At 39.5% G+C, this 25,144-nt stretch carries 31 protein-coding genes and 1 pseudogene; 16 read left to right on the forward strand and 16 right to left on the reverse strand.

Features of this window, described 5'->3' with window-relative positions; genetic code table 11:
- Positions 1 to 14: 14 nt before the first annotated feature.
- The 6 genes from hscB to AC4MDD_RS08085 form a co-directional block, all read right to left on the reverse strand.
- A complete protein-coding gene (gene hscB, locus AC4MDD_RS08060) occupies positions 15 to 530 on the reverse strand; it encodes a Fe-S protein assembly co-chaperone HscB (protein ID WP_004697004.1) in 516 nt (171 codons plus the stop codon).
- A 119-nt stretch (positions 531 to 649) separates the two neighbouring features.
- Positions 650 to 970 (reverse strand): iron-sulfur cluster assembly protein IscA, encoded by a 321-nt coding sequence (gene iscA, locus AC4MDD_RS08065; protein WP_004697006.1) that lies wholly within the window; start codon positions 968 to 970, stop codon positions 650 to 652.
- Positions 971 to 1,006: 36 nt separating this feature from the next.
- A complete protein-coding gene (iscU, locus tag AC4MDD_RS08070) occupies positions 1,007 to 1,393 on the reverse strand; it encodes a Fe-S cluster assembly scaffold IscU (RefSeq protein ID WP_004697007.1) in 387 nt (128 codons plus the stop codon).
- 104 nt (positions 1,394 to 1,497) lie between these two features.
- The gene (locus AC4MDD_RS08075) at positions 1,498 to 2,715 is read right to left on the reverse strand and encodes an IscS subfamily cysteine desulfurase (RefSeq protein WP_004697009.1); all 1,218 of its coding nucleotides are present in this window, start codon (positions 2,713 to 2,715) and stop codon (positions 1,498 to 1,500) included.
- Between the two features lies 1 nt (position 2,716).
- Positions 2,717 to 3,190 carry an Rrf2 family transcriptional regulator gene (locus AC4MDD_RS08080; protein WP_004697011.1) on the reverse strand — a complete coding sequence of 158 codons (474 nt, stop codon included), beginning with the start codon at positions 3,188 to 3,190 and terminating at the stop codon, positions 2,717 to 2,719.
- 113 nt (positions 3,191 to 3,303) lie between these two features.
- Positions 3,304 to 3,951 carry a hypothetical protein gene (locus AC4MDD_RS08085; RefSeq protein WP_491882537.1) on the reverse strand — a complete coding sequence of 216 codons (648 nt, stop codon included), beginning with the start codon at positions 3,949 to 3,951 and terminating at the stop codon, positions 3,304 to 3,306.
- A gap of 192 nt (positions 3,952 to 4,143) precedes the next feature.
- On the opposite strand from AC4MDD_RS08085, the gene AC4MDD_RS08090 reads away from it, so the two are divergent.
- The 3 genes from AC4MDD_RS08090 (at position 4,144) to AC4MDD_RS08100 (ending at position 7,049) form a co-directional block, all read left to right on the forward strand.
- The gene (locus tag AC4MDD_RS08090; RefSeq protein ID WP_195727997.1) at positions 4,144 to 4,611 is read left to right on the forward strand and encodes a phasin family protein; all 468 of its coding nucleotides are present in this window, start codon (positions 4,144 to 4,146) and stop codon (positions 4,609 to 4,611) included.
- A 168-nt stretch (positions 4,612 to 4,779) separates the two neighbouring features.
- On the forward strand, positions 4,780 to 5,052 hold the full coding sequence (locus AC4MDD_RS08095; protein ID WP_004697018.1) for an HU family DNA-binding protein: 273 nt from the start codon (positions 4,780 to 4,782) through the stop codon (positions 5,050 to 5,052).
- Between the two features lie 131 nt (positions 5,053 to 5,183).
- Positions 5,184 to 7,049, forward strand: coding sequence for a SurA N-terminal domain-containing protein (locus tag AC4MDD_RS08100; protein WP_491882538.1), 1,866 nt, complete (start codon positions 5,184 to 5,186; stop codon positions 7,047 to 7,049).
- 82 nt (positions 7,050 to 7,131) lie between these two features.
- On the opposite strand, the gene AC4MDD_RS08105 is transcribed toward AC4MDD_RS08100, so the two are convergent.
- Positions 7,132 to 8,001, reverse strand: coding sequence for a DUF2797 domain-containing protein (locus AC4MDD_RS08105; RefSeq protein WP_436904929.1), 870 nt, complete (start codon positions 7,999 to 8,001; stop codon positions 7,132 to 7,134).
- A gap of 34 nt (positions 8,002 to 8,035) precedes the next feature.
- Here AC4MDD_RS08105 and AC4MDD_RS08110 point away from each other — a divergent pair, with 34 nt between their 5' ends.
- Both AC4MDD_RS08110 and AC4MDD_RS08115 read left to right on the forward strand, forming a co-directional pair.
- Positions 8,036 to 8,503, forward strand: coding sequence for a DUF6231 family protein (locus tag AC4MDD_RS08110; protein ID WP_004697025.1), 468 nt, complete (start codon positions 8,036 to 8,038; stop codon positions 8,501 to 8,503).
- 107 nt (positions 8,504 to 8,610) lie between these two features.
- Entirely contained in the window at positions 8,611 to 9,231 is a 621-nt protein-coding gene (locus AC4MDD_RS08115; protein WP_195727994.1) for a YidB family protein, read from the forward strand.
- 104 nt (positions 9,232 to 9,335) lie between these two features.
- Here the strand turns inward: AC4MDD_RS08115 and AC4MDD_RS08120 are convergent, their stop codons facing one another.
- From AC4MDD_RS08120 to AC4MDD_RS08130, 3 genes are all read right to left on the reverse strand, one after another.
- Entirely contained in the window at positions 9,336 to 10,391 is a 1,056-nt protein-coding gene (locus AC4MDD_RS08120; RefSeq protein ID WP_491882539.1) for a porin, read from the reverse strand.
- Positions 10,392 to 10,663: 272 nt separating this feature from the next.
- Positions 10,664 to 11,077, reverse strand: coding sequence for an HIT family protein (locus AC4MDD_RS08125; protein WP_491882540.1), 414 nt, complete (start codon positions 11,075 to 11,077; stop codon positions 10,664 to 10,666).
- A gap of 30 nt (positions 11,078 to 11,107) precedes the next feature.
- Positions 11,108 to 11,377, reverse strand: coding sequence for a YARHG domain-containing protein (locus AC4MDD_RS08130; protein ID WP_491882541.1), 270 nt, complete (start codon positions 11,375 to 11,377; stop codon positions 11,108 to 11,110).
- Between the two features lie 257 nt (positions 11,378 to 11,634).
- Here AC4MDD_RS08130 and AC4MDD_RS08135 point away from each other — a divergent pair.
- Positions 11,635 to 11,955: pseudogene (locus AC4MDD_RS08135) on the forward strand (transglutaminase); the annotation flags it as partial.
- 71 nt (positions 11,956 to 12,026) lie between these two features.
- On the opposite strand, the gene AC4MDD_RS08140 reads toward AC4MDD_RS08135, so the two are convergent.
- Together AC4MDD_RS08140 and AC4MDD_RS08145 are read right to left on the reverse strand one after the other, a co-directional pair.
- Positions 12,027 to 12,899, reverse strand: coding sequence for an NAD(P)-dependent oxidoreductase (locus AC4MDD_RS08140; RefSeq protein ID WP_491882542.1), 873 nt, complete (start codon positions 12,897 to 12,899; stop codon positions 12,027 to 12,029).
- 15 nt (positions 12,900 to 12,914) lie between these two features.
- Positions 12,915 to 14,006 (reverse strand): alpha/beta fold hydrolase, encoded by a 1,092-nt coding sequence (locus AC4MDD_RS08145; protein ID WP_491882543.1) that lies wholly within the window; start codon positions 14,004 to 14,006, stop codon positions 12,915 to 12,917.
- Between the two features lie 142 nt (positions 14,007 to 14,148).
- On the opposite strand from AC4MDD_RS08145, the gene AC4MDD_RS08150 reads away from it, so the two are divergent.
- The 3 genes from AC4MDD_RS08150 to recR are packed head-to-tail and all read left to right on the forward strand — an operon-like array spanning position 14,149 to position 16,307.
- A complete protein-coding gene (locus AC4MDD_RS08150) occupies positions 14,149 to 15,336 on the forward strand; it encodes an O-succinylhomoserine sulfhydrylase (protein ID WP_004697048.1) in 1,188 nt (395 codons plus the stop codon).
- Between the two features lie 28 nt (positions 15,337 to 15,364).
- Positions 15,365 to 15,694 carry a YbaB/EbfC family nucleoid-associated protein gene (locus AC4MDD_RS08155; RefSeq protein WP_004984648.1) on the forward strand — a complete coding sequence of 110 codons (330 nt, stop codon included), beginning with the start codon at positions 15,365 to 15,367 and terminating at the stop codon, positions 15,692 to 15,694.
- Positions 15,695 to 15,710: 16 nt separating this feature from the next.
- On the forward strand, positions 15,711 to 16,307 hold the full coding sequence (gene recR / locus AC4MDD_RS08160; protein ID WP_010326778.1) for a recombination mediator RecR: 597 nt from the start codon (positions 15,711 to 15,713) through the stop codon (positions 16,305 to 16,307).
- 106 nt (positions 16,308 to 16,413) lie between these two features.
- Here recR and AC4MDD_RS08165 read toward each other — a convergent pair whose 3' ends face one another.
- Entirely contained in the window at positions 16,414 to 17,442 is a 1,029-nt protein-coding gene (locus AC4MDD_RS08165; protein WP_007116247.1) for an IS701 family transposase, read from the reverse strand.
- Positions 17,443 to 17,619: 177 nt separating this feature from the next.
- Here AC4MDD_RS08165 and AC4MDD_RS08170 point away from each other — a divergent pair, with 177 nt between their 5' ends.
- The 6 genes from AC4MDD_RS08170 (at position 17,620) to trpB (ending at position 22,931) form a co-directional block, all read left to right on the forward strand.
- Positions 17,620 to 18,762: a ribonuclease D gene (locus tag AC4MDD_RS08170; protein WP_336956973.1), complete on the forward strand. Its 1,143-nt coding sequence runs from the start codon at positions 17,620 to 17,622 to the stop codon at positions 18,760 to 18,762.
- A 129-nt stretch (positions 18,763 to 18,891) separates the two neighbouring features.
- Positions 18,892 to 19,200 carry a YcgL domain-containing protein gene (locus AC4MDD_RS08175; protein WP_279692284.1) on the forward strand — a complete coding sequence of 103 codons (309 nt, stop codon included), beginning with the start codon at positions 18,892 to 18,894 and terminating at the stop codon, positions 19,198 to 19,200.
- A gap of 22 nt (positions 19,201 to 19,222) precedes the next feature.
- Positions 19,223 to 19,606, forward strand: coding sequence for a hypothetical protein (locus AC4MDD_RS08180; protein ID WP_004697064.1), 384 nt, complete (start codon positions 19,223 to 19,225; stop codon positions 19,604 to 19,606).
- Between the two features lie 22 nt (positions 19,607 to 19,628).
- Positions 19,629 to 20,480, forward strand: coding sequence for an AAA family ATPase (locus AC4MDD_RS08185; protein ID WP_004697065.1), 852 nt, complete (start codon positions 19,629 to 19,631; stop codon positions 20,478 to 20,480).
- A gap of 13 nt (positions 20,481 to 20,493) precedes the next feature.
- On the forward strand, positions 20,494 to 21,681 hold the full coding sequence (locus AC4MDD_RS08190) for a vWA domain-containing protein (RefSeq protein WP_005401232.1): 1,188 nt from the start codon (positions 20,494 to 20,496) through the stop codon (positions 21,679 to 21,681).
- A gap of 41 nt (positions 21,682 to 21,722) precedes the next feature.
- Positions 21,723 to 22,931: a tryptophan synthase subunit beta gene (gene trpB / locus AC4MDD_RS08195; RefSeq protein WP_491882544.1), complete on the forward strand. Its 1,209-nt coding sequence runs from the start codon at positions 21,723 to 21,725 to the stop codon at positions 22,929 to 22,931.
- Between the two features lie 125 nt (positions 22,932 to 23,056).
- Here the strand turns inward: trpB and AC4MDD_RS08200 are convergent, their stop codons facing one another.
- The 3 genes from AC4MDD_RS08200 to AC4MDD_RS08210 all read right to left on the reverse strand — a co-directional run bounded on the left by AC4MDD_RS08200 (position 23,057) and on the right by AC4MDD_RS08210 (position 24,373).
- Positions 23,057 to 23,488: a CBS domain-containing protein gene (locus tag AC4MDD_RS08200; protein ID WP_114837284.1), complete on the reverse strand. Its 432-nt coding sequence runs from the start codon at positions 23,486 to 23,488 to the stop codon at positions 23,057 to 23,059.
- Between the two features lie 130 nt (positions 23,489 to 23,618).
- Positions 23,619 to 23,999, reverse strand: coding sequence for a DUF2750 domain-containing protein (locus AC4MDD_RS08205; RefSeq protein ID WP_114837285.1), 381 nt, complete (start codon positions 23,997 to 23,999; stop codon positions 23,619 to 23,621).
- A gap of 140 nt (positions 24,000 to 24,139) precedes the next feature.
- Positions 24,140 to 24,373, reverse strand: coding sequence for an SEL1-like repeat protein (locus AC4MDD_RS08210; RefSeq protein WP_004697075.1), 234 nt, complete (start codon positions 24,371 to 24,373; stop codon positions 24,140 to 24,142).
- Positions 24,374 to 24,590: 217 nt separating this feature from the next.
- Between AC4MDD_RS08210 and AC4MDD_RS08215 the strand changes: the two genes are divergently transcribed.
- Positions 24,591 to 24,950, forward strand: coding sequence for a hypothetical protein (locus AC4MDD_RS08215; protein WP_004697078.1), 360 nt, complete (start codon positions 24,591 to 24,593; stop codon positions 24,948 to 24,950).
- Positions 24,951 to 25,144 lie beyond the last annotated feature (194 nt).

The raw sequence follows: 25,144 nt of genomic DNA on the forward strand, positions 1-25,144 counted from the left end.
AAATTAAAAATAAGTTAAAATTCATCATCTAAATCAAAGCTATCGTCATCTTCAAAACGATCTTCAGCTTTATCTATGTCATGCATGACTTTTACAAAGAAGCGAAGTTTGCGGACATCATCACGTGCCTCAGCCCAATCTTCCTCTTCAAAATCAATTTTGAATTCGCGGACTAAACCATCAATCCATTGTTGAACGTCTAATTTGAGTGATTGTAATTCATCTGCTGAACGTGCTTCATCAAGTTGTTCACGGATTTCTAAGGCAGACTGGAGAAATTCAAAATCATTGATGGATTGATCAAGATGATAATCTTGTTTTTTTAATCCTAATAAATATCCTGCACGGCTATCAACCTGAGATAAAACTTTAAATGCTTGATTGATCTCACTTGATTTTATGAGGGCTTGATCTTTATCGAGAGCTTTATCTGGGTGATATTGTTGCTGCAACTTTAAAAATTCTGATTTTAAGGTTGCTAAATCAATATCGAGTGCTACTGGGAGGTTAAACAACTCAAAATGATTCATAGGAGAGGGATTCCGCGCTAAATTGGGGGTCATTGCGAAAGCAAAAACACTCTATGTAAATGCAATTAAAACAGTGTGATACACACTGTTTTAATGTTGAAAGGCAAGTTGATGAACTGTTATACGGTGAAGGATTCACCACAGCCACATTCGCCTTTTTTGTTTGGGTTGTTAAACTCAAAGCCTTCGTTTAAACCATTTTTCACGTAGTCCATCTCCATACCATCGAGATAAACCAAGCTTTTTGGGTCTACAAATACTTTCACCCCAAACTGCTCAAAGGTGGTGTCATGTGCATCAATTGAATCGACAAATTCAAGCACATAAGCCAAACCAGAACAGCCTGAAGTTTTCACGCCAACGCGAATACCTTCACCCTTACCGCGATTTTTTAAATAATTGCTGATATGAGTTGCAGCATTTTCAGTTAAGTTGATCATGAAAACTCCCTAATCTTTCTTTAAAATGCGAAGCAATTAAGCTTTAGATTTTTTGCTGCGGTAGTCTTCAACAGCAGCTTTAATAGCATCTTCAGCCAGTACCGAACAGTGTACTTTTACTGGAGGAAGAGCAAGTTCAGTTGCGATATCAATGTTTTTGATCGCTTGAGCTTGATCTAAAGTTTTGCCTTTTAGCCATTCAGTCACTAAAGAGCTAGATGCAATAGCAGAACCACAACCATAAGTTTTGAAACGTGCTTCTTCAATCACACCGTTGTCATCTACTTGAATCTGTAAACGCATAACGTCGCCACATGCAGGTGCTCCGACCATACCTGTACCTACGTTTTCAGCATTTTTGTCTAATACACCTACATTACGAGGGTTTTCGTAATGATCAATTACTTTTTCGCTATAAGCCATGATGCGTCTCCAAACCTCGGGGTCAGCGTTAATATTAAATATGGGGTCAAAACTTGATTTTTCAATGAAGCCCTCCAGTATGTGGATGACTTCAATAGGAAAAATTAGTGTTCAGCCCACTCAACTGTAGAAAGGTCGATACCGTCTTTGTACATGTCCCAAAGTGGAGAAAGTTCACGAAGTTTCTCGACCGCAGAACGCGTCACTGTAAGTACATGGTCAATGTCTGCTTCAGTGGTGTATTTACCAAAACTGAAACGAATTGAACTGTGCGCAAGTTCGTCAGACAAACCTAGTGCACGTAATACATAAGAAGGTTCTAATGTTGCTGAAGTACAAGCTGAACCCGAAGATACAGCAGCGTCTTTCAACGACATCATTAACGATTCACCTTCAACAAAGTTGAAACTTACGTTTAAGTAGTTCGCAACGTTTTGTGTTGGGTGGCCGTTTAAGAAAATTTGTTCTAAGTCTTGTAAGCCATTCCAAAGCTTGTCACGAAGTACGCGAATGCGTGCTTGTTCAGAAGCTAAGTTTTTACCTGCAAGTTCAAATGCTTCACCCATACCAACGATTTGGTGTGTTGCAAGTGTACCAGAACGCATACCGCGTTCATGACCACCACCATGCATTTGCGCTTTTAAACGAACACGTGGAGTACGACGTACATAGAGTGCGCCAATACCTTTAGGGCCATAAATTTTATGAGCAGAGAAGCTCATAAGGTCAACTTTCATGGTTGAAAGGTCAATTTCAACTTTACCTGCAGCTTGCGCCGCATCGACATGGAAGAAGATCTTGTGTGCACGAGTAATTTCACCAATTGCCGCAACATCAGTCACAGAACCAATTTCGTTGTTTACCATCATAAGTGAAACAAGAATAGTGTCTGGACGAATAGCTGCTTCAACCATTTCAGGGGTAATTAAACCCGTGTTTGGAAGTGGCTCAAGGTAAGTGATTTCAAAACCTTCAGACTCAAGCTCACGGCAAGTGTCTAAAATAGCTTTGTGTTCAATTTTACTTGTAATAATGTGCTTGCCTTTAGACGCATAGAATTGTGCTACGCCTTTAAGAGCTAAGTTGTCTGATTCAGTTGCACCTGAAGTCCAAACGATTTCGCGTGGATCTGCTTTGATCAAGTTCGCAACTTGTTCACGTGCATATTCTACTTTTTCTTCTGCCTGCCAACCGTAAGCATGAGAACGAGATGCTGGGTTGCCAAATGTGCCGTCAAATGTCAGACATTCCATCATGCGTTCAGCGACTTGCGGGTCTACAGGAGTTGTTGCTGCATAATCAAGATAAATTGGACGTTTCATGTCAAATACCTGTTACCGATAAAAGGGCTGAATCTGAAGGTGCTGTGTTTTGGCGAATGGCAACTTTTTGAACGTTGTCACGTGCTACAAGGTCAGCAAGAGTGATTTTAGCGAGATAGTCGGCAATGTGATGGGAGAGTTCTTGCCATAAATCGTGAGTTAAGCACATTGCGCCATTTTGGCAGTTGCCTTTATGGTCACAGCGAGTGGCATCAACTGTTTCGTTTACAGCTTCAATAACTGCTAATACCGTGATTTCATCAGCGCGACGAGCTAAATGGTAACCACCGTTGGCACCACGAATACTAGAAACTAAGCCGTGGCGCTTTAATTTCGCAAATAACTGCTCAAGATAAGCAACAGAGATAGTTTGACGAGCTGCAATTTCTGCAAGCGTGATCGTTTGTTCAGTTGGCTGCAAAGCTAAATCAAGTAGAGCAGTCACTGCGTAGCGTCCGCGAGTTGTTAAGCGCATGATTCGATACACATGATTAGACTAGATGTGCTGATTTTAAGAATCCTGACTAAAATAGTCAAGTTTTTTTAATAGGGATTGTGCGTATTTAATTTGCTTGAAATATTATGTAGTTATGCAAGCCAAATATTATATAGCAATAAGCTAATCAAAAGTATAGAAAACACAAAAAATGTGACATTTATACGTTTTTGACGTTGCTCGATACGGCGAATACGATTTTTGTATTGTTTCACTTCAACCTGTAGAGTGTTGATTTTAGAACGTTGTTCTTCAATTTTCTCTAAAAGTGGTGCAATGCGCTTTTTAGATGCAACTACATTTTGCGGATCAGTTGGTTCAGTTAACCAGTTTTTCCAATCGGCAAGAACTTTAGGTGCACTAAAATGTAAAATTAAATCTCGGAACTCATCTTTTAAAGTGATGTCACCATCAATACGCATGGTTTTAATACTACGACGGTTTCCAAAGACGAAAATTTTAATTAAATCCATCAATGTGGTGCGTACATCTAAGTCGACTGGTTTTTCGGGGGCTTTGGCGTCAAATAAAACACCTTGAGCGGTAAAGGTGATATAGAAATCGAAATAAGGCAGGTAGCTATTTATTTTAATCGCAATATTTTGCTCAACAAATTTTTTACAGTGAAGTGCAACCACGCGGTCGTGTTTTAAAATAAGAGAAAAGATCGTCTCAAGAACAATCATCACCATAGTGAGTAGCATATGTGTTTGATTGTATTCTTTTTGAGAATCACTCATAAGTAGTAACCTAAATCCTGACCTGAAATGAGCATCCTGCTCGCAAAAACTTCAGACTTAAAAATAAAATGTAATAAAGATGCTTTGTAGAACAGTTTTACAAATCGATCAAGTCTAATATTTGCTAGTATAGTGCAATCTATAAGATTTTTTGGATGTTTTTGCACATAAATCATGCAGGAGATGGTGCTAATGGAAAAAGCAGATATAGAGTTAGATGATATTTCGCAAGAAGATGAAACACTAAAAAAAACAAAAACTAAGCATCATTTTAACCGTAAAAATAGTTTGGATTTTAGAAAGTATACCAAGCAAATCTGGTTAGCCGGTTTGGGTGCTTTTTCACGTGCAGAGGAAGAGGGGAATAAATTATTTGACTCCTTGGTCCAAGTCGGCGAAGAGTTAGAATCTAAAACCACTGAAATTGCTGACCAAACGGTTGAAAAGGTATCTGAGAAAGCACGTGAATCGGTGACAGATACTAAAGACAAGGTTGAGAAGATCGTGGATCGTGGAGTAAATCACTCCTTAAACCGCATTGGATTGGTCACAGTGAAAGACATTCAGTACTTAGAAAACCTGATTCTTCAACTGAATGATAAAATCGATGTTTTGATTGAAGAAAATAAGAAGTTAAACGAAAAAGTGAATAAAAAGTGATCTGGTTGTGCTTTTGTACCTTTTTCAACGTTTTTTTGTGATTTATTTTCCAAAAAAGCATATGCAGAGTATTGCGTTTTCACCTAAAGCATTGCTATAAAGGCGTTACGGTAATTTATACTAAATTTTTGGACCTTAAATAAACGATATTAAGAGGACGCGATCCACATGAATAAATCAGAATTAATTGATGCAATTGCAGAGAAAGGGGGATTGTCTAAGACTGATGCTGGTAAGGCCTTAGACGCTACAATTGCTTCAATCACTGAAGCGCTTAAGTCTGGTGATACAGTTACACTTGTTGGTTTTGGTACTTTCAACGTGAAAGAACGTGCTGCACGTACTGGCCGTAACCCACAAACTGGTGCTACTTTAGAAATTAAAGCAAGCAAAGTACCAAGCTTCAAAGCTGGTAAAGGTTTAAAAGATTCTGTAGCTTAATCTTTTAAATAAATACTAAACGCGCCTTTTCGGCGCGTTTTTTATTAAACATTAGAAAATGTGTCGATAACACATTCATTCATTGCTGCTTTTCAGTTAAAATCTCGGGCAAATAAAATATTGGAATACTTATGGAATCTTTTCGTAAAGTTATTAAGGGTTGGTTGGGCAAGGCTTTGCTCATTTTGTTTTTGACCCCTTTAGCACTTGTAGGTATTGAAGGATATTTTAGTAGCGGGTCAAAAGACGCTGTGAAATCAGTCAATGGCCAAGATATTTCTGAAAAGGAATTAGAGACCTTAACCGCTTCCTTTAAAGAACAATTCTTAGCTTATGCCAATGGGGATGAAACTTTACTCAACCAAAGCTTTATTAAAGATAAAGCGATGGACCAACTGATTGCTAATACTTTGTTATTGCAACAGGCTGAAAAGCTGGGCATTTCACTCAGTGATACTCAAATTGAACAGATGATTGCTCAACAGCCAAGTTTTCAAGAAAATGGAAAATTTTCAGAAACGCGTTATTCAAGCTATTTGCAGTCTGTGGGTATGAGTAGTGATGCACTCGTTGCAAACTTACGTCAAGACCATGCATTAAAAATGATGCGTTCGACTTTTGTTGATTATGCATTGGTGAGTAAACTAGATATTCAACAAATTGCTAACTTACAAACAGAACAGCGTACTGTGCAGTTTGCCAATGTAAATCTTGATGAATATAAAAAGAACGTCAAGGTTTCAGCACAAGAGATTGAAAACTATTACAAACAACACCCAGCTATGTTTAAACAAGTGGCAAGTGTAGATGTTGACTATGTGTTGTTAACACCAGCCAATGTTCCTGCTGCTGCTTCACCTGTTACAGATGCGGAGTTGCAGCAAGCCTATACACAGTTTGTTGAAGCACAAAAAGATAATGTTGCGCCTTTGGTTAAACATATTCTGATTACGACGGATGCACGTACAGATGCTGAAGCGAAAAAACGTGCAGAAGAAGTTGTTGCGAAAATTAAAGCAGGAACAAGCTTTGCAGCAGCTGCGGCTCAATACTCTGAAGATACTGCATCTAAAGCGAATGGTGGTGCTTTAGCAGTTTATAACAAAGGCACTTTTGGTGATGCTTTTGACCAAGCTGTAGCATCACTTAAATCGGGCCAAGTGTCAGCGCCTGTAAAAACTGAATTTGGTTACCATGTCATTGAAACTGATGCGCCAGCTGTGAAGTTGCCATCTTTTGAAAATGAAAAAGTACGTTTGACTGCGGAAGTTCAAAAGAATAAAACAGCCAATGCATTCTCTGATACTGTAAACAGTTTAAATGAACTGGTTGTAGACTCAGATGCTTTAGACGTGGTGTCTCAAGAAGTTAAAGGTGTACAAGTTCAAACAGTAAAAGGCATGACCTTATCTACACAGCATCCTGTATTAAGTAATGCTGCGGTAAAAGTGAAACTGTTTAACGATGACGTTAAAAACGGTGATCGTAACGCGACCAGCAGCATTCAACTTCCGAATGGGGATGTGGTTTGGGCAAAAGTACGTGATTATCATGCGGCAGGTGTCCAAACGCTTCAAGAAGCAACACCACGTGTGAAAGCAAAATTGGTTGAACAAAAAGCTTATGATGCTGCTAAAGCCAAAATTGCTCAAAGTTTAAAAGACTTTAAAACTCAACCAGCAGTATCTGTTGTTGCCAAGAGCGGTTTGACCTTTACTGCACCGCAAGTGTTTATTCGTTCACAAGGCTTACCACGTGCAGTTGAGCGTGCGGCGTTTAGCCAAGCGGCACCAAAAGCAGGACAGTGGTCTGTAACAACAGCATTATTGCCAACAGAAATGGTGGTGGTAGCGGTATCAAACGTAAACAAGACGACGTCTAGTACGTTGACGGATGAGCAATTGGCTGAGCTTTCGAAGTTATATCAACAACTTCGTGGTCAGCAAGAAGCTGAAGATTATGTGCAATACTTAAAAGCACATGCAAAAATTAAATAATCGTATGACATAAAAAAATCTGCATTCGTGCAGGTTTTTTTATGTGTGTAGATAAACAAATTTTATTTAAGGATAAACAAGCTTAGGCACGAATTTTGAGCTCATAACCTGAATATTTACGAATATTAATCACGCCTGTATCTAAAATCAGGTACTGACCTTTAATCCCTAGTAACTTACCGCGAATAACTGGGGTTTTATCCAGATTGTGGGATTTAATTTTCTCAGGATATTGCTCAACTGGATAAACAAACTCGCGTGGCAGTTCAGTTTCCAAAAGCTCAACCGTTTCATTGAATTCAAGATTTTGACTAAATTCCTCACGAATGGTTTGGATTTTAGGTGCAAACTCTTCGATGAGTTGTTCGCGAACTTCAATCAAGTCGAGTGGTTCAGCTTCGCCTTTGAGTAATTTGCGCCAATCGGTTTTGTCTGCCACTTGTGTGCCAAACATAATTTCGAGCTGGCCTGAAAGACGGCGCGAACCGACTTTCATAATTGGAAGGGCTTGGGTTGCACCTTGATCGAGCCAACGGGTTGGCATTTGGCTAATCCGTGTAATCCCAACTTTTAGGGCACTTGAGTTGGCTAAATAAACAATATGTGGCTGGAAACAAACTTCATGTGCGAAGCTGTCTTCTCGGCAGGTGCCTAGGTGGTAGTGACAGGTTTCAGGTTTCATAATACACATGTCACAAGAGGCTTTGGTTTTAAAGCACTTGAAGCAATGGCCTTGTGAAAATGATTTAGAAGTCTTCGTACCACATGAAACACAGAAGATTTTACCAGTCCATTCAATCTCGATTTCTTGACCCAAGTTAAAAGGAAGGTCAACTTCTGAACGATCTAGGATAAATTTATATTCAACATTTGCCTTGTGTGTATGTTGATCAGTTACACTAAGGTCCTTAAGACCTGCATGCATTTTATGGCAAATGCCTTGAAGTTCCATACAGAATTACTCACTCAATATTAAGGATGCGGTTATGGCTGAACTGAACGTCATTACTTCTATGCTAGACGATTTATCTCAAGAACAGCCTATTTCAACTGCATTGTGCATTGGGCAGGATCTCAGCCCAAATCATCATCAATCTATTCAATGGCAATATTTTAGCGTATCTGACTTTTTAAGTCTGCCTTTTACCCAGCGCTATGATTTAGGTTTTGTACTTTTTGATACGGCAGAAATGCAAAATATAAGCTCACAACAAAAATCACAACTATTGGTGCGTTTAAGAGATTTGATGGCAAAGCGTATTGTGGTGGTGAGTCAATTGCAGGATGAACAACTACTTCGTGCTTTAGGTTTTACTCAACTGATCGATAAAACGACGCATGGTAAAGACTTTGCTTTATGGCAATTTAATATTTTGACCTATAAGCATGTGCCTGACTGGTTTAATTCAAAGTTTTGGGCGAATCCTGAAAACTGGAATAAATTCCGTTGGTGATTCGACTGCGACTCTATTTTTTCATTCATAGCAAAAATTAACAATTTATCTCTATAGGGTTTTTTTAAACATCGTATGCTGTTTAAAAACCTAGACGGGATAAAGTGATGACGAACCTTAATAATATTATAGAAATTTTGGCAAAACAGGCCATGGGCGGTCAGCAACAGTCAAACCAACAAAGTGGTTTGGGTGGAATTTTGGGTTCGGTGCTTGGGCAACTCGGAGCGGGTAGTACTGGCCAAACACAACAGGGTGGTCTGGGCGATATTTTAGGCTCGGTGTTGGGTGGCTTGACTGGTAGACAGTCACAGCAGGTGCCAAACTCGCAGAACTCAGGATTTGCAGGTGGTGGAAAAAGTTTATTGGTTGCAGTATTGCCTTTGATTCTGGCATGGATTCAACAGCAAGGTGGTTTGCAGGCAGCTTTAGATAAACTCAAAGGGCAAGGTTTAAGCAGTCAGGTTGAGGACTGGGTTTCTACAGGACCAGGAGAAAATGCCAGTGTAAATCCAGAGCAAGTGCAAAACTTGTTTGATGATGCCGCGGTGGAGCAAGTTGCAGAGCAAGCGAATGCACCTAAACAAGATGTATATAGTGCTATTTCACAAGTGTTACCGCAAATTATTGACTCACTCACCCCACAAGCAGGACAAACTAATCCTCAAGAAGCCAACGCGGATATTCAACAGGTATTGAACTTAGTTTCGGGTTTCTTAAAACGCTAAATTCGAAATAAAAAGCCATTCTAGAATGGCTGTTTTATTACTTAAAATTCTAAATTAAAAAAACACGCCGAAGCGTGTTTTTTTAATTTTTAGGGGAATACAACTTAGAAGTCGTAACGGAAACCTAAAGAAAGTGCGGTAGCGTTTTCGCCAACAGCAGCATAAACATTTTTACCATTGCTGCGTGCTTGATTCCAAGGAGTTAAGTAGGCATTTTCATCATTAAGCATTGTCGCCAAGTTTGCATAAACACGTACTGCTTTATCTAAACGATGCTCTACACCTACAGCAACTAAAGTTGAGTTTGCATCTTCGGCATCTACATCACGGTGGAAGACTTGACCGCGTACATAAGTTTTAGGTGCTACTTTATAGTCTGCCGCGATACCAAAAACATTTGCGTCAGCGTTTGTATCTTCTCCACCATCAATAGTAGTGTATTGGTATAAAGCACCGACATTCAACTCTGGGGTAAATTTATAAGCAGCAGCCACGCGGAAGCCATCACGCTCAGCACGTGTATCTTCTTCGTAGTGCTCATAAGCAGCAGCAAAATCTACGTTGCCTTCTTTATAGGTTAAAGCTAAGTCGTAAGCTTTGTCTTTATCGTCTTCAGCTTTTGTAGTACCTTCATGTAAAGAAAGGGCACCGATCACATTAAAGCCACCACCAAATTTAGGTGATTTATATTCAATAGTATTTTCATTACGTTCATCAAAACGTACATTTGCACCTTCAGTAACACGTGTCACGTTACGAATGTCACCAACCATATCACCAAAGAAGTTTACTGGACCACGAGCAGCTTTAAATGGGCTGTCAAAACGGCCAACACGTGCTTGACCAAAGTCACCTTTCAAACCAACAAAAGTATCACGTGTTGCAAATTTTACACCATCGCCATCTTGGCTACCGCTAGCAAAGTTAACTTCTTGCTCGATTTGACCAAAAACAGTCATGCCATTTTCTAATTTTTGTTCAGCTTTGAAGCCTAAACGTGATGAGTTAGAAGAAAGACCAACTTCATTGTAGTCTTTACCATCATCAAGATAGTCTAAAGATACGTGTGCACGACCATAAACTTTAACATCAGCAGCCATAGCTAGTGCTGGTGTAAATAAGGTTGCCCCAACTGCTAATGCGCAAAGTGTTTTTTTCATGTGTAGCTCCAAGAAAGACTTTTTGTTGATTCGTCTATAAAAGGTTATTCAGTCGTCTTTTTATTCATCAGACTTCTGTCTCTTGGCACTCATTATTGATTACAAATAAGTCATTAATATTAAGGTAATATTACAAAAATATTAAACAACTCAATGTCAAATGCATTTCCGCGATAAATTGTTAAGGTTGATTTTGAGTGCTTAGGTTATTGATCTTATTTATTTTTAGACCTAAAAAAAGGAGCCGAAGCTCCTTGATTGAATGGATGGAATTACAAAGCAGCGCGAATTTTTTCTGCTTGTGCTTTGATTTTTTCTTGATCACCCATTTGCAACGCATGCTTACCTAGCTCATGTACCGAACTCGGAATGAGGTGGAAATGTACATGGGGAACGGTTTGCCCAGCAGCAGCTCCAGACAGTTGCATGAGGACAATGCCTTGGGCATCCAAACCGACTTCAATGGCTTTTGCTACTTTTTGTACTACATGAATGGTGTAGGCGGCAGCATCGGCAGGGAGGTCGAGTAAAGTTACTGCAGGTATTTTTGGTATGACTAAAGTATGACCGTCTGCTTGAGGCATAATATCCATGAATGCAAGAACTTGGTCATCTTCATATACTTTAATGGCTGGAAGTTCACCACGTAAAATCCGTGCAAAAATGTTTTGCTCATCGTAAGCCATGTCTATTCCTTAAGTTTCGCTTAAACTGATTTACTTACATTTCAATTCTTTTTGACGTTCTTTAATGGCGTCAAGACGTTGTTGCTCTTTTTCAGAGAATTTCGGTTTAGTGGTGTAGCAATTATCATTGCCAAATTTTGCTTTCGCTTCAGGGTCCTTAAAACAAAAACCTTTAGATGCATAAATGACATCATGATCATCTTTTAATTTTTGACACTCTTGCTCAGGTGATGCCGCAAAACTTTGCGCCCCGATTAATGTTGCAAGACTGGCAAAAACCGCTACAGTCAACTTTTTCATGAGAATTTCCTCAGTTTGTAACATTGTATGTAGTCACGCTATTACTTTATAGGGGTTTGTTCTGTTTATTCAATAGTGAGTTCTTACTCAATTGTAATTTTACTTCATAATTGCTGCATATAATACATAAAATTTATATATATCAATAGCTTTTAAGATGACAGATAGAAATGGATATTTAAGTTTTTTATGTAATTTAGTCTATTTTTACAACTTTTCTTAGGCTCTAACATTTTTAAATTTCATTGAGAGGGTCACAGTGGGGTGTAATTATTGATCGACTTTATTTAGAAAAATTACAAAGTATAAATAAGCATCAAGCAAAAACCTTTTGTGGTTTTGGGGTATTTACCGAGAATTTTGAAAATCCACCTATTGATTGGAATTTGAATGATACTTTTATCCAAGACAAGGGGATTAATCAAGATTTCGGTTTATTTGATAGCCCAGATGATTTTTATAATATGCATCAACAAGAACTTAGTCCGATACAACGTATGGCTTTTAAATATGTAGTCAGACACTTAATGAATCAAAATGTCAATAATATTAGAAATATACAAAAAGCCTCTTTATGAGGCTTTTTGTTCGGCCATCGGAATAGCTTAACTTATGATTAAAGTTAAAGTATGACTGACTATGATAAGCATTACTCTAAAGTAATTTTGCTCCATGACTCATATAGTTTAACTGCTGAAGAAAAATCGCTGTCTGCTTCAGATAAATCACTAGCAGTTTGAATTAAACTTTGAGCCAGTCCAATCACAGGTGCGGATAGTTTTGCTTCGCGGACTAAATCAACGGCAATGCCCGTATCTTTTGCTAATAGAGGGAGTGCAAAAGTAAGCGGGAAGCTGCGGTTAAGAATGCGCTGTGGTAAAACAGTTTCAGTTACGCCACTTTTACCACTAGACGCATTAATGCAATCTAATGCTTCGTTTAAGTTTACGCCATGGGCTTTTAGGGTGGTAAACCCTTCGGCAACAGCACAGAGGTTCACAGCCAAAAGCATATTGTTTACGGCTTTAACTGCAAAACCAGCACCTGATTCGCCCACGTGTTTAATCAGTTTACCAAACGCTTGAATAGCTGGTAGTGCGCGTTCAAAAGCTGCGGCATCACCACCGATCATAACCGTAAGGGTTGCATTATCAGCACCAATAGTTTGACCACTTACCGGTGCATCTAAAAAGTCCACACCATGTTGTTTAAGCTGTTCAGCTACTTTTTTTGCAGAAGAGGGTACACCGCTGGTGCAATCGACCCAAATGCTGCCTGCTTTAAGCTCAACTTGTGCAAGTAAGTCTTCAATATCTTGACTGGTTGGAAGGCAAGAGAAGACGATATCGGCCTGAACGGCTTGCGCAAGTTCCACCGCCTGCGTGCCATAGGCTTCTGCATGTTGTTTTGCTTTATCAAAATTGCGATTCCATACCCACACGTGTTCAAAGTGTTTAGGTAAGTGTGATGCCATGCGATAACCCATGGCGCCTAGACCGATAAATGCAACTGACTGAATCATGTCAAACCTTAGTATTTAAATTTTACTTGAACGTTCACTTAACCACTGAGCCAGTTGTGGCCAAAATTCATCGGCACTACGCTTACTCGACATCAGTCCTAAATGTCCCCCTGGGATAAGAGTAAACGTGACATCGGTGCTACTTGTCAATTGGGTTAATGGTTGAGCTGCCTCTGCTGTAACAAGTTGGTCTGTTGTCCCCGCAGCCACAAGCAATGAGCACTGTATATTTTTTAAAGCTATGCTTTTCTCATTTAATGTGATTAGTCCAGTTTTGAGTGGGTTACGTAGCCAAACATTAAAAAGCATGTCTTGGTTAATGCCGCCGGGATAATCAATCATACGATTGAGAAAACCGCCAATGGTGGCATGTTCATACAAGGCTTCACGGTCATCTAAATTAAGCAGTAGGTTCTTATGACTTTGAAACCAACTGATAGGATCAATGATTTTAAAACCAAAAGTATTTAAGCCCCCAGAGGTATGAAGCAGACGCTTCGGTATCTTGCCCTGATAAATTTGCTGTTGTAATGCTTTGCTTTTTGAAATGATTCGATTGAGATATGCAAAGAACTGTCCATTTCGCCCAGATTTATAACTGTCAATTGGACTCCCCAAAACCATTAAATTTTTCACAAAATTGGGTTGATGCAGGGCGGTATACAAAGTCACGAAAATGCCAGCCATACTCCAGCCATGCAGGGAAATTTGCTCGCTGTGGCTATGTTTTAAAATGCTTTGTATACAGAGTGGAATATAATGATCAATAAACGTCAGAAAGTTAAAATGACGGTTGTGAATATTTAATTTCCCCCAATCAATCACATATACGGCAAAGCCTTGCTGTTGGAAGTACTTCACCAGTGAGCGATAAGGGTAAAGGTCGTAAATAGACATATTGATGGCTAGCGGGACCACAAAAACCAAGGGTTCTTTATACTTACGCACTTCAGGTGCGTAATAGCGAATTTGGGTCAGATCAAATGTTTCAATCACTTCATAAGGTGTGCTTTGTGACAAAATGAGTGACTTTCCATTAAAAATGCGCGTAGAAAGATTCTTTAATTTATTTTGATGCGTTGAAATTTTAGTTTTTAAAGCGTGCATATAGGTCTTAGATCTCAAATAAGCAGAAAGTTTGATCGAAGTCTAATCAATATTCGCGTATTTTACCTTGACCTTAAATAGCCTAGACGCTCAAAATGTTGGCAATTCTTTACAAAGGCAGTCTGTCGACTGAACCAGAGCCATGAGCCTACAAGACGAATTTGAATACCAATTAGATACCTTAGCCATTCGTACTGGGCATACGCGTAGTTTCGAGGGAGAACATGGCGAACCTATCTTTCTAACTTCATCATTTGTCTATGAAAATGCAGCAGAGGCCGCAGCAAAATTTTCAGGTCAAGAGCCAGGGAACATCTACTCGCGTTTTACCAACCCAACTGTTGCAATGTTTGAAAAACGCCTTGCAGCTTTAGAAGGTGCAGAGCGGGCAGTGGCAACCAGTTCAGGTATGGCCGCAATTATGGCCGTGGCAATGTCATTTTTAAAACTGGGCGATCATGTGATTTGTTCACGTGCGGTATTTGGTTCGACCGTATCTTTGTTTGAAAAATATGTGGCTAAGTTTGGTGTAACTGTCGACTTTGTCGATTTAACAGATTTAGATGCATGGAAAAATGCCGTTAAGCCTGAAACTAAATTGCTCTTTGTTGAGTCTCCGTCGAATCCTTTGGCTGAAGTGGCAGACGTTCAAGCACTTGCTGATATCGCACATGCCAATGGCGCACTTTTAGCAATTGATAATAGTTTCTGTACGCCAGTATTACAGCGCCCAATTGAGTTTGGTGCGGACTTGGTGATTTATTCAGCGACGAAGTATTTGGACGGTCAAGGTCGTGCTCTCGGTGGAGCAGTGGTTGGTAGTCATAAACTACTCGAAGAAGTGTTTGGTTATGTACGTACCACAGGGCCTTCAATGAGTCCTTTCAATGCATGGGTATTCTTAAAAGGCTTAGAGACTTTACGTTTACGTATGCGCGAGCATTCAGCAAGTGCGCAGAAACTGGCAGAATTCTTAAATACACACCCGAAAGTCGAAAAAGTGTATTACGCAGGTTTACCAGAGCATATTGGGCATGAGCTTGCAGCGAAGCAACAAACAGGCTTTGGTGGGATCGTTTCTTTTGAAGTGAAAGGCGAGCGCGAAGGGGCATGGACTGTTATTGACAATACTCAGTTTATTTCAATTACAGGCAACTTGGGCGATGCCAAATCGACCATTACCCATCCTGCAACGACTACCCATGGCAAACTTTCACCAGAAGCGAAACAAGCCGCAGGAATTCGTGAAGGTTTAATTCGTGTTTCTGTTGGTTTAGAAGATATTGATGATATTATTCGCGATATCACACGTGGTTTAGACTTAATCTAATTTTTTAATTTTATGTTCGGAGATTTTAATGAACATTAATATGTTAATGCAGCAAGCTCAACGCATGCAAAAAGACATGGAAAGCAACATTAAAAAAGCTAAAGAAGAGCTTGCGCAAACTGAAGTGCATGCTGAAGCTGGTGGTGGTTTGGTTAAAGTGACGATGACTTGCCGCAATGTGGTAAAACGTATCGAAATCAATCCTGAATTATTGCAAGATGATGCAGATATGATTGAAGACTTAATTGCTGCGGCAATGAATGATGCTGCACGTCAAGCAGAAGCAATCACTGAAGAACGCATGAAAGCTGCGAACTCAGGTGCAGGCTTACCACCAGGTCTTGCTGGTTTATTCTAATTAAGGAATACGTATAGTGTTTAGCGATCGTTTTGATCAATTGGTACAAGCTTTACGTATTTTGCCAAGTGTTGGGCCGAAATCGGCTCAGCGCATGGCGCTTCATCTGATTATGAAAAATCGTGAAGGGGCTGTGGGTCTTGCACATGCTTTGAACGAAGCCACCAGCTATATTCACGAATGCAGTTTGTGTCACTCACTGACCGAAAACGAAGTTTGTGATATTTGCATCTCGCATGAACGAGACGATCAACTCCTTTGTGTGGTTGAGTCTCCCGCAGATGTGATGGCGATTGAGCAAAGTGGTAGTTTCCGCGGTAAGTACCATGTATTGGGTGGGCATTTATCTCCACTTGATGGTATTGGGCCTGAAGAGATCGGCATTCCTTATCTAATCCAGCGTTTAGGCGATGGTAAAGTAACAGAAGTGATTTTGGCGACCAATGCAACGGTAGAAGGTCAGGCCACAGCGCACTATTTGGTCGAGGCAACGAAACATTTACCGATCCAAATGACGCGCATTGCACAAGGCGTACCACAGGGTGGTGAACTTGAATATGTCGATAGTCATACCTTAAGCCAAGCTGTACATAATAGAATGCGAATGAAATAAGTATTTCGATACTTGTTTCATTTTTTAGTTGAGCTACAAGATTGAAATCTTGAGTAAGATAAAAAAAATATTAATTTGAATCTAGTTGTATAGGACTTACGCACTATTATTTATAGATTCTCTGTGGTAGCAGATGATTTTTATCGAGAATAAAGTCATCAATGAAGTTTTTGATAACTGGTCTAAATAATTTCTTCTGCCAACGATATACATTTTCAAAGATCCGCTCAAACTGGTTCTTTTGTATCTCGACGTAGGCCATCAAGGCTGAAAAAATATGATTCAAAATCAGTTTAGATCGTCTTACTTGAAACTTTTCAATATGACAAACCTGTTTAATCACCCGGTGATATTGCTCTATTTTCCAATGACTTGAATGTAATTCATGAAAACCCTCAAAGGACAATAAATCATCTTCATCTTGATGCACAATATAAAACCTCTGCTGTTCTTTTAACTGAGTCTTAAATAATTGTACAAAGCCAAAATCTTTGAGCCAGACCACTTGACCCTGATGGAAATTTGGCAATAAACGCAGTTGAAACCATTGTCCTTTTTCTGGGGAAACCTTACGGTTACAGTCGATACCAAACATAAATCGAATACCATATTTTCTTATGGTTTTTAGATTTCCAGTCGATGAATACCAACTATCACCTGTAATAAATTGAATCTTTGCACCCCAACTGAGTACTTCACTTAACATATCCATAAAGTAATCATTCTTGGTTTTACTTTCAGATTTGTCATAAATTCGGAAATTAATTGGAATATTTTGACCATTCTGATCTGTCGCATACAAGGTAATGAGATTAATACCCTTGACGGATCGGTGGTGTTTGCCTGACCAAAAATAGCTAACCAAGTCCATATGTTGACTATAGGGTTTATCTAAAACAGTATCATCAATACTGACTATAAGTTTATTATTATCAATATGTTGAATTGCTTCTTGATATAGGTCGTGAGGTGTGTAGTCTTCACGTTCTAGAAAGCGATTTACACTATCATGCGAGATGTTATAAGTCTCGGCAAGTTGTGTGCAGCTAATAGAGTTCGGTTCTGTCATGAGAAAGCCCATATAAATGGGTAATGTACAAGTTGCTGTAGAAGCATGTTTAATTCGTCTGATCACAGATACTTTATAAAGTATTTTAATACTTTTTTGAATCCGTCAATGCGTAAGTCCTATTGTATAAAAAAATCACAAAAAACGGCAAATAATTAAAAAACCCTTAGAAATCTTGATAGCTAAATGATCTTATTCAGGTAAGATAGCCCAAAGAGCATCTAGCATTAGACGCAGTAGGATATGTTTCAGTTTATTCAGCAGCAACAAGACTTAACACCAGTCTTGGAAAAAATGGATCGTAACGAAGTCTATGGACTCGATACAGAATTCATCAAAGTCGATACCTTATGGCCGAAGTTAGGCGTATTTCAAATCAATGTCGAAAACAATGTCTATTTACTCGATGGTACGACACTCGATTTATCTGAATTTTGGAATAAACTTTTTCGCGCACAACAAAATGTCTTTCATGCTTGTAGTGAAGATATCGACCTGATTTATCACTATGCACAGCATAAAACCTTAAACAATGTATTTGATACCCAAGTGGGCATGTCATTTTTAGGACATGGCTTACAAGTGAGCTATCAAAATGCACTGAAACAAATGTTGGATGTCGATATCGACAAAGGGGAAACCCGCTCAAACTGGTTGGCGCGTCCATTAAGCCCTGCACAACTCAGCTATGCGGCAAACGATGTGCTGTACTTGATGAATCTGTCTGAAAAAGTTAAACAAGAACTAGATTCAAAGTCACTCTTACATTTTGCACTTGAGGACTGTCAGCATCTGACGCAAGAAATCGCGACAGAAACGCCTTTGCATTTACTCTATCAAGATATTGGTAACTATCGACATTCACGTCGTCAGTTAATGCAGTTGCAGCAGTTGGCTGTATGGCGTGAACACATGGTGAAAGCTCTAAATACACCACGTAGTTTCATTTTGAAAAACTCAAGCATGATTGATTTGGTTGAGAAAAATCCAAAAAATGCTTTTCAGTTATCGGGTGTAAAAGACATACGTCAAAACGTTGTCCGCGAGCACGGCAAAACCATTTTAGATTTGGTGAAGTTCTTGCCTGAGCAAGCAGATTGGCCGCTACGTATGGCACGTCCCATCCGTCATTCTTCAAAAGATGTGGGGGAGAAGATTGATCACTTAATTCAAAATGTGGTCAATGAAACCAGTATTCCTAAAGAAGTGTTGATGCGCAAAAAGTGGATGAACGCACTGCATCAACATGTGGTTTTTCATAATGATGAGCAAGACTTGCCTGATTATTTATTAGGTTGGCGCTATGATTTGTTAACCCAACCTTTAATTCAACTCCTACGCCGTGATGAAAGCTATCTTTCGACGCAAATGAAAGTGATGGATTAATAATTAGTCAATTGGTCTGAAGTTTGAATATTTATACAAAATCACGACTGATGCGTTAATCATGACTAATGTCAGCTGCTTTTATTTGATGTATCCTGTGGCTTGAGTTATTTGAGTGCTGTTTTAGATATGCAATGTTCTATTTATAAATCAAGTAAAAAAGATGAAATGTATCTTTATATTGCTTGTCCAACTGAAGCCGATCAAGCCGCTGAAGATTTTAGCCCATTGAATGTTTTACCTGAAGCTGTTCGTGTTGCATTTGGTCGAGCGACTTTTGTGATGTCATTAGAGCTGAGTGAAGTGCGTAAATTGGCCCGTGTAAATGTATTGCATGTCATGGATTCGATTCAAACTCAAGGCTTTTTTCTACAAATGCCGCCAGAAGGATTAATCAATCCGAACGCTGCGGCACCAGAAGGCCTTCGTGGCGCATAAAGCATAATTCAGGAGTTGCACCGTGGATAGTTTTCTTTCAATGCTCGATTCAATTCCTGAAGACAGTATTGCTGTCACAGTTTACCTTTTGGGCAGTTTGCTGATTTTGTGGTGTTGGTATTCCATTGCCACACGCCTACCGAAGCTGTTGGGTGGCATCACATGGATGATGATCTTTGCCATTTTATTGACACCAACGGTTTCCGAAGGTCCAAACTCATCGATTGCACCGGCTATTTTTGGCTTGCTTTTCGGTGTGTTAACGAAAGAATCAGCACTCATTTGGTCAAATTTGTCACTGATTCTCTTTGTCATGGGTGTGGGGCTTGTGATCGGTTTCTTTTGGTCAAAATATGTGGCTAATAAAACCAAAGCAGTTGTCAGTAACAATCATTCACCGCTGTAATTAATAAAAATAAGGTTTAATCATGTCTGTTGAAACACAACAATTTACGGGTACAGATCAGTACATCGCTACCGATAGTTTAAAACTTGCTGTAAAAGCTGCACGTAGCTTACAAAAGCCTTTATTGGTCAAAGGTGAGCCGGGTACGGGCAAAACTTTACTGGCTGAACAAGTGGCTGAGAGCTTAGGCTTAAAATTATTGACTTGGCACATCAAGTCAACCACAAAAGCCCAGCAAGGTTTATATGAGTATGATGCGGTTTCACGTCTACGTGACAGCCAACTGGGCGACGACCGTGTATATGACATTAAAAACTATATTAAACCGGGTAAATTGTGGGAAGCGTTCACCAGTGAAGAACGTTGTGTTTTATTGATTGATGAAATTGATAAGGCGGACATTGAGTTTCCAAACGACTTGTTGCATGAATTGGATAAGATGTCTTTCTATGTCTATGAGACGGGCGAAACTATTACTGCATCACAACGTCCTATTGTGATTATTACTTCAAATAATGAAAAAGAACTTCCAGATGCATTCTTGCGTCGTTGTTTCTTCCACTATATTGAATTTCCAGATGACGCGACCATGCGTGAAATTATTGATGTTCATTTTCCGCAAATTTCAACGGCATTGGTCAATGAAGCATTACAAGTTTTCTTCAAATTACGTCAAGTTCCGGGTCTAAAAAAACCACCATCAACCTCTGAGTTGATTGACTGGTTAAGCTTGCTCATGGCCGACGATATGCCAGAAGATGTACTGCGTAATCATGATAAGTCTAAAGCCATTCCACCTTTATATGGCGCACTCATTAAAAACGAACAAGATGTACAGTTGCTTGAGCGTTTAGCCTTCATGTCACGTCGCTAAAGGAGAAACACGCATGTTTGTGCGCTTGTTTTATACCTTACGCAAATACGGTGTTCCTGTCTCGACGCGTGAACTGATCGATTTGAATGAAGCTGTTGCTTCAGGTTTGGTCTTTGCCGATCAAGAAGAGTTTTATCAACTCGCCAAAACCATTATGGTGAAAGATGAACGTTTCTTTGACAAATTTGACCGAGGTATGAAGGACTATTTTGATGGGATTTCAACTTTTGATTTGGATGATCTACTCAATAAAGTTCAAAAGTTACCGAAAGACTGGTTCGATTTAGAACTCTTAGAAAAGCATCTAAGCCCTGAGCAGCGTGAAGAATTAAAGAAAGCTGGTTCATTAGAAGAACTCATGAAAATGCTGGAAGAGCGCTTACGCGAACAGCATAAGAAACATCAGGGTGGAAACAAGATGATCGGCACTGGAGGAACGTCTCCATTTGGTGCTTATGGTGATCATCCTGAAGGGGTGCGTATTGGTGGGCCAGGGCGTAAACGTTCTGCTGTAAAAGTTTGGGAACAACGTAAATATCAGAATTTGGATGATGATCAAATTCTCGGAACGCGTCAGATGCAAATGGCATTGCGTCGTTTGCGTAAGTTTGCGAGACAAGGTGCGGCTGAAGAGTTAGACATCGACGGTACAATTCGTGAAACCGCGAAGCAAGGCATACTCGATGTGCAGCTCGTGCCTGAACGTCGTAATCGCATTAAGGTGCTGATGTTGTTTGATGTGGGTGGATCGATGGATTCACACATTGCACAATGCGAAAAACTTTTTAGTGCGGCGAAAACTGAGTTTAAAACCTTAGAGTATTTCTATTTCCATAACTGTTTATATGACTATGTTTGGAAAGACAATGTACGTCGCTCAAGTACTCGTATGAATACATGGGATTTATTCAATACCTACGGACGCGACTATCGTGTAATTGTGGTTGGGGATGCTTCTATGGCACCTTATGAACTCAATTCTGTGGGTGGTTCGGTTGAATATATGAATGATGAAGCAGGAAATGTCTGGCTACAGCGTTTACGCAATCATTTTGAAAAAACAGCATGGTTGAATCCAGAAGAAGACCGTTATTGGCATTACACCCATACGATTGGTTTAATTAAGCAAATTTTTGAAGACCATATGTACCCAATGACTCTCAAAGGCGTTGAGGATATGACCAAGTATTTAGCACGATAAAGCTGGAAAGAAAGCACATTTTAAGAATAAGGATCATAAAAATGGATCATCAAATTAATGGTATTGCTTTGCCGAATGACGCAGGCTTTTTTGGGAACTATGGTGGTCAGTTTATCCCGCCTCACTTAAAAGCGGCAATGGATGACATTAAAGTCGCTTACGAGCAAATTCGTGTAACAGAAGAATTTCAAACTGAACTTGCTGAACTGTTTGCGCACTATGTTGGTCGTCCAAGTCCGTTGTTTTATGCAAAACGGTTATCTGAACAGTTGGGCGGGGCACAGATTTATCTTAAACGTGAAGACTTAAACCACACAGGCGCACATAAAATTAATCACTGTTTGGGTGAAGCGCTGCTTGCAAAATATATGGGTAAAACCAAAGTTATTGCAGAAACCGGTGCGGGCCAACACGGCGTTGCACTAGCAACAGCCTGTGCTTTGGTGGGGATTCCGTGTGAAATTCATATGGGGCAGGTCGATATTGAAAAAGAACATCCCAATGTCGTCAAAATGAAAATCCTTGGAGCAACACTCATTTCAGTGACACGTGGTACTGCAACGCTCAAAGATGCTGTGGACAGTGCTTTTGAAGAGTATTTAAAAGATCCAACCAATTATATCTATGCTATTGGTTCGGTTGTTGGGCCACATCCATTTCCAATGATGGTGCGAGACTTCCAGTCGATTATTGGTAAAGAAATTAAAGCACAAACCCATGATCGCTTTGGTGCTAACCCAGATTATGTGGTTGCATGTGTGGGTGGCGGTTCAAATGCTATGGGTGCTTTCACCGCATTTTTAAACGATGTAGATGTGAAACTGATTGGTGTCGAACCAGCAGGTCATGGTTTAGATACCGACATGCACTCGGCAACCTTAACTTTAGGTAAACCAAGTCAGATTCATGGTATGGCGTGTTATGTACTTGAAAATGATCAAGGTGAACCGTTACCAGTGCATTCGATTGCTTCAGGTTTAGATTATCCTGGTGTCGGGCCACAGCACAGTCTACTGAAAGACTTGGGTCGTGTTGAATACACCACTGCGACTGATCAAGAGTGCTTGGATGCATTTATGCGGTTGTCGCGAGTTGAAGGAATTGTACCTGCGCTTGAAAGTTCACATGCCGTGGCGTGGGTACTTCGTGAAGCTCCAAAGTTGGCCAAAGATATTAAAATTGTGGTGAACGTATCTGGTCGTGGCGACAAAGATGCAGACTATGTTGCTGCAAAATTAGGTCTGAATTAAATTTTAAGCCTCTCATAGTTATATAAAAATCCCTACTTAGAGCAGGGATTTTTTATGATCTCGTTTTTATCATTAATAGCCAATGCTGAGTATATGTTTATGCTTGAACACCTAAACATTAAAACTTAACCTGAAATATACTGTTGTAGTTGCTCAATCAGTTTCTTTTGATCATCCATTGCCGCTTTTACCAAGTCACCAATAGAAATGAGTCCTAATAATTTATCTTGTTCAACCACAGGCAAGTGACGTAGGTGGCGATCTGTCATCAGGTCTAAACATTCTTCAACCGTAACTGCTGTTGTGACCGTCAGTACTTTTGCTGTCATAATTTCATTGACTGTGGTTTGCTTTGAAGTACGTTCCATCAACATGACTTTGCGCATATAGTCACGTTCGGACAATATACCTACAACACGTTCTTCTTGTGTGACCACAAGTGCACCAATGCCTTTATCTGCCATAAGTGAAATTGCTTCAAGAACCGTGGCTTCAGGGCTGATGGTGTAGATTGCTTGATGTGCTTTATCTTTTAATACTTGAGCAACATTGGTCATAGGGCATATCCTCGGTTGTGGTTATTGTTTTATATTTAAATTAGCGCGATTTAAAAAAAAGCAAATACTTTACAGTCATAGCTCTCAATAAAATAATAAGTTCATTGAACTTTATTGTTCTCAATGAACCTTAAGCTGGCTCTAGAATAGCGTCATTGAAGAAAAAGTGACGCATTTGAGACGTACTGAGCTTCATACGCTTTGTGCCATTACATAGCGCAGGGGTGACTTTTAAGCGTGATAGAGTAGGCAGTAATGCGCTCTGGAAATCCTGCGGTGTGATTTTTTTAGGAATATAGTTTGGCCAGTGCAATTGAGCATATTGATGTGCGTGTAAACCATTGAGCCAAAAAGGGAAAACATAGTCATCATGATCTGAGGTCATCGCCCAGCCTTGCTGTTCAGTGTTGTAAAGCCCCCAAAGAATACCGCAGTACATCATGCCTCTTAGAATATTGATTTTTAAATATAAATGATTTGAAATCGGTTGGAGTTTTAAAATTTTGTACATAGCGTTATGTCAGTAAGGAACATGACGCTATTTTAAATAATTAAGATGAAAGTTCAGTGTAAGCTTTGCATAACTATGTAAATAAATATGTCATATCAAAATGTTAGCCTCAAAAAAAACGCCACCTAGGTGACGTTTTATTATGCTTTCATGGTGGCAAGCTGTTGCCAGTATTGTGCTTTCAGCGAGTCACGTTCTACGCGGAAACCTTGATAATAAAGTTCTGCCAAAAACAGTGCTGCTTTACCGTGGCCAGCGCGTGCAACGCTTTCTAACTGTTGTACTGCTTCTACGAAGTTCATTTGTGATTGAATGGTGTTTACTGCATCCGCATACGCATGTTCTAAGTCATGATGAGAGATTTGTTGAATCATTTTAAGCTCCTTATTCTAATTATGATCACTTAAAGGTAATTTTACCTTTAGATATAAATATCACGCTAATGTTAAATATTTATTACAAATTGCTGGAATTGTCAAATATATTGTCGAGTATTCTTCATCTTATTTTGTTTACATGATTAAACAATGAACAATCAAAAGATTGAATATGATAATAAAACAGGAAACTGTATTTTATAAGGAGAATAACATGACAAATACATTAGACGGTTTTGATTTTGATATGCCTCCAACTGTTTCTCAAATTGTAGCGTTGGCGCAATATCACCGAACGCTATTAGATGAAGCAGTTTTCCATCAAGAAATTCATCTTGGGGATTTTTGTTTGGCACAACGTAAACGAGTTTATGATTTCACACGTCAGCTTGATGAAAATCAACGGGCTGATTTTTATGAAACATACAATGGGGAGCTAAGACGTATTGCCGATGACGATCCTGCACACCCTGCAGATGCAGAAAATGGTGTTGGGGCTTTCGCCATTATGATTGCATTGGGGGTAATTGCCTTGGTGCTCTATTTTGCAGTTATTCGTAGCATTGTTGGTTAGACTTTTGCTTTACAAACAATCTGACTTGCTGAAATTATGTCCTCTTTAGCATTAATGGGGGGCATTTTTCAGCATTTCAACTTGTGATTATGCAATTCGCTACTTACACTAGTTTCACTAGAGGTAGGTTATGCACATTGCGATCCAAAAAATTCTTAAATTAAAATCACAGATTACGCTTGTACAAATTTATA

The organism is Acinetobacter sp. CAU_H_29a_1 (assembly GCF_058599505.1).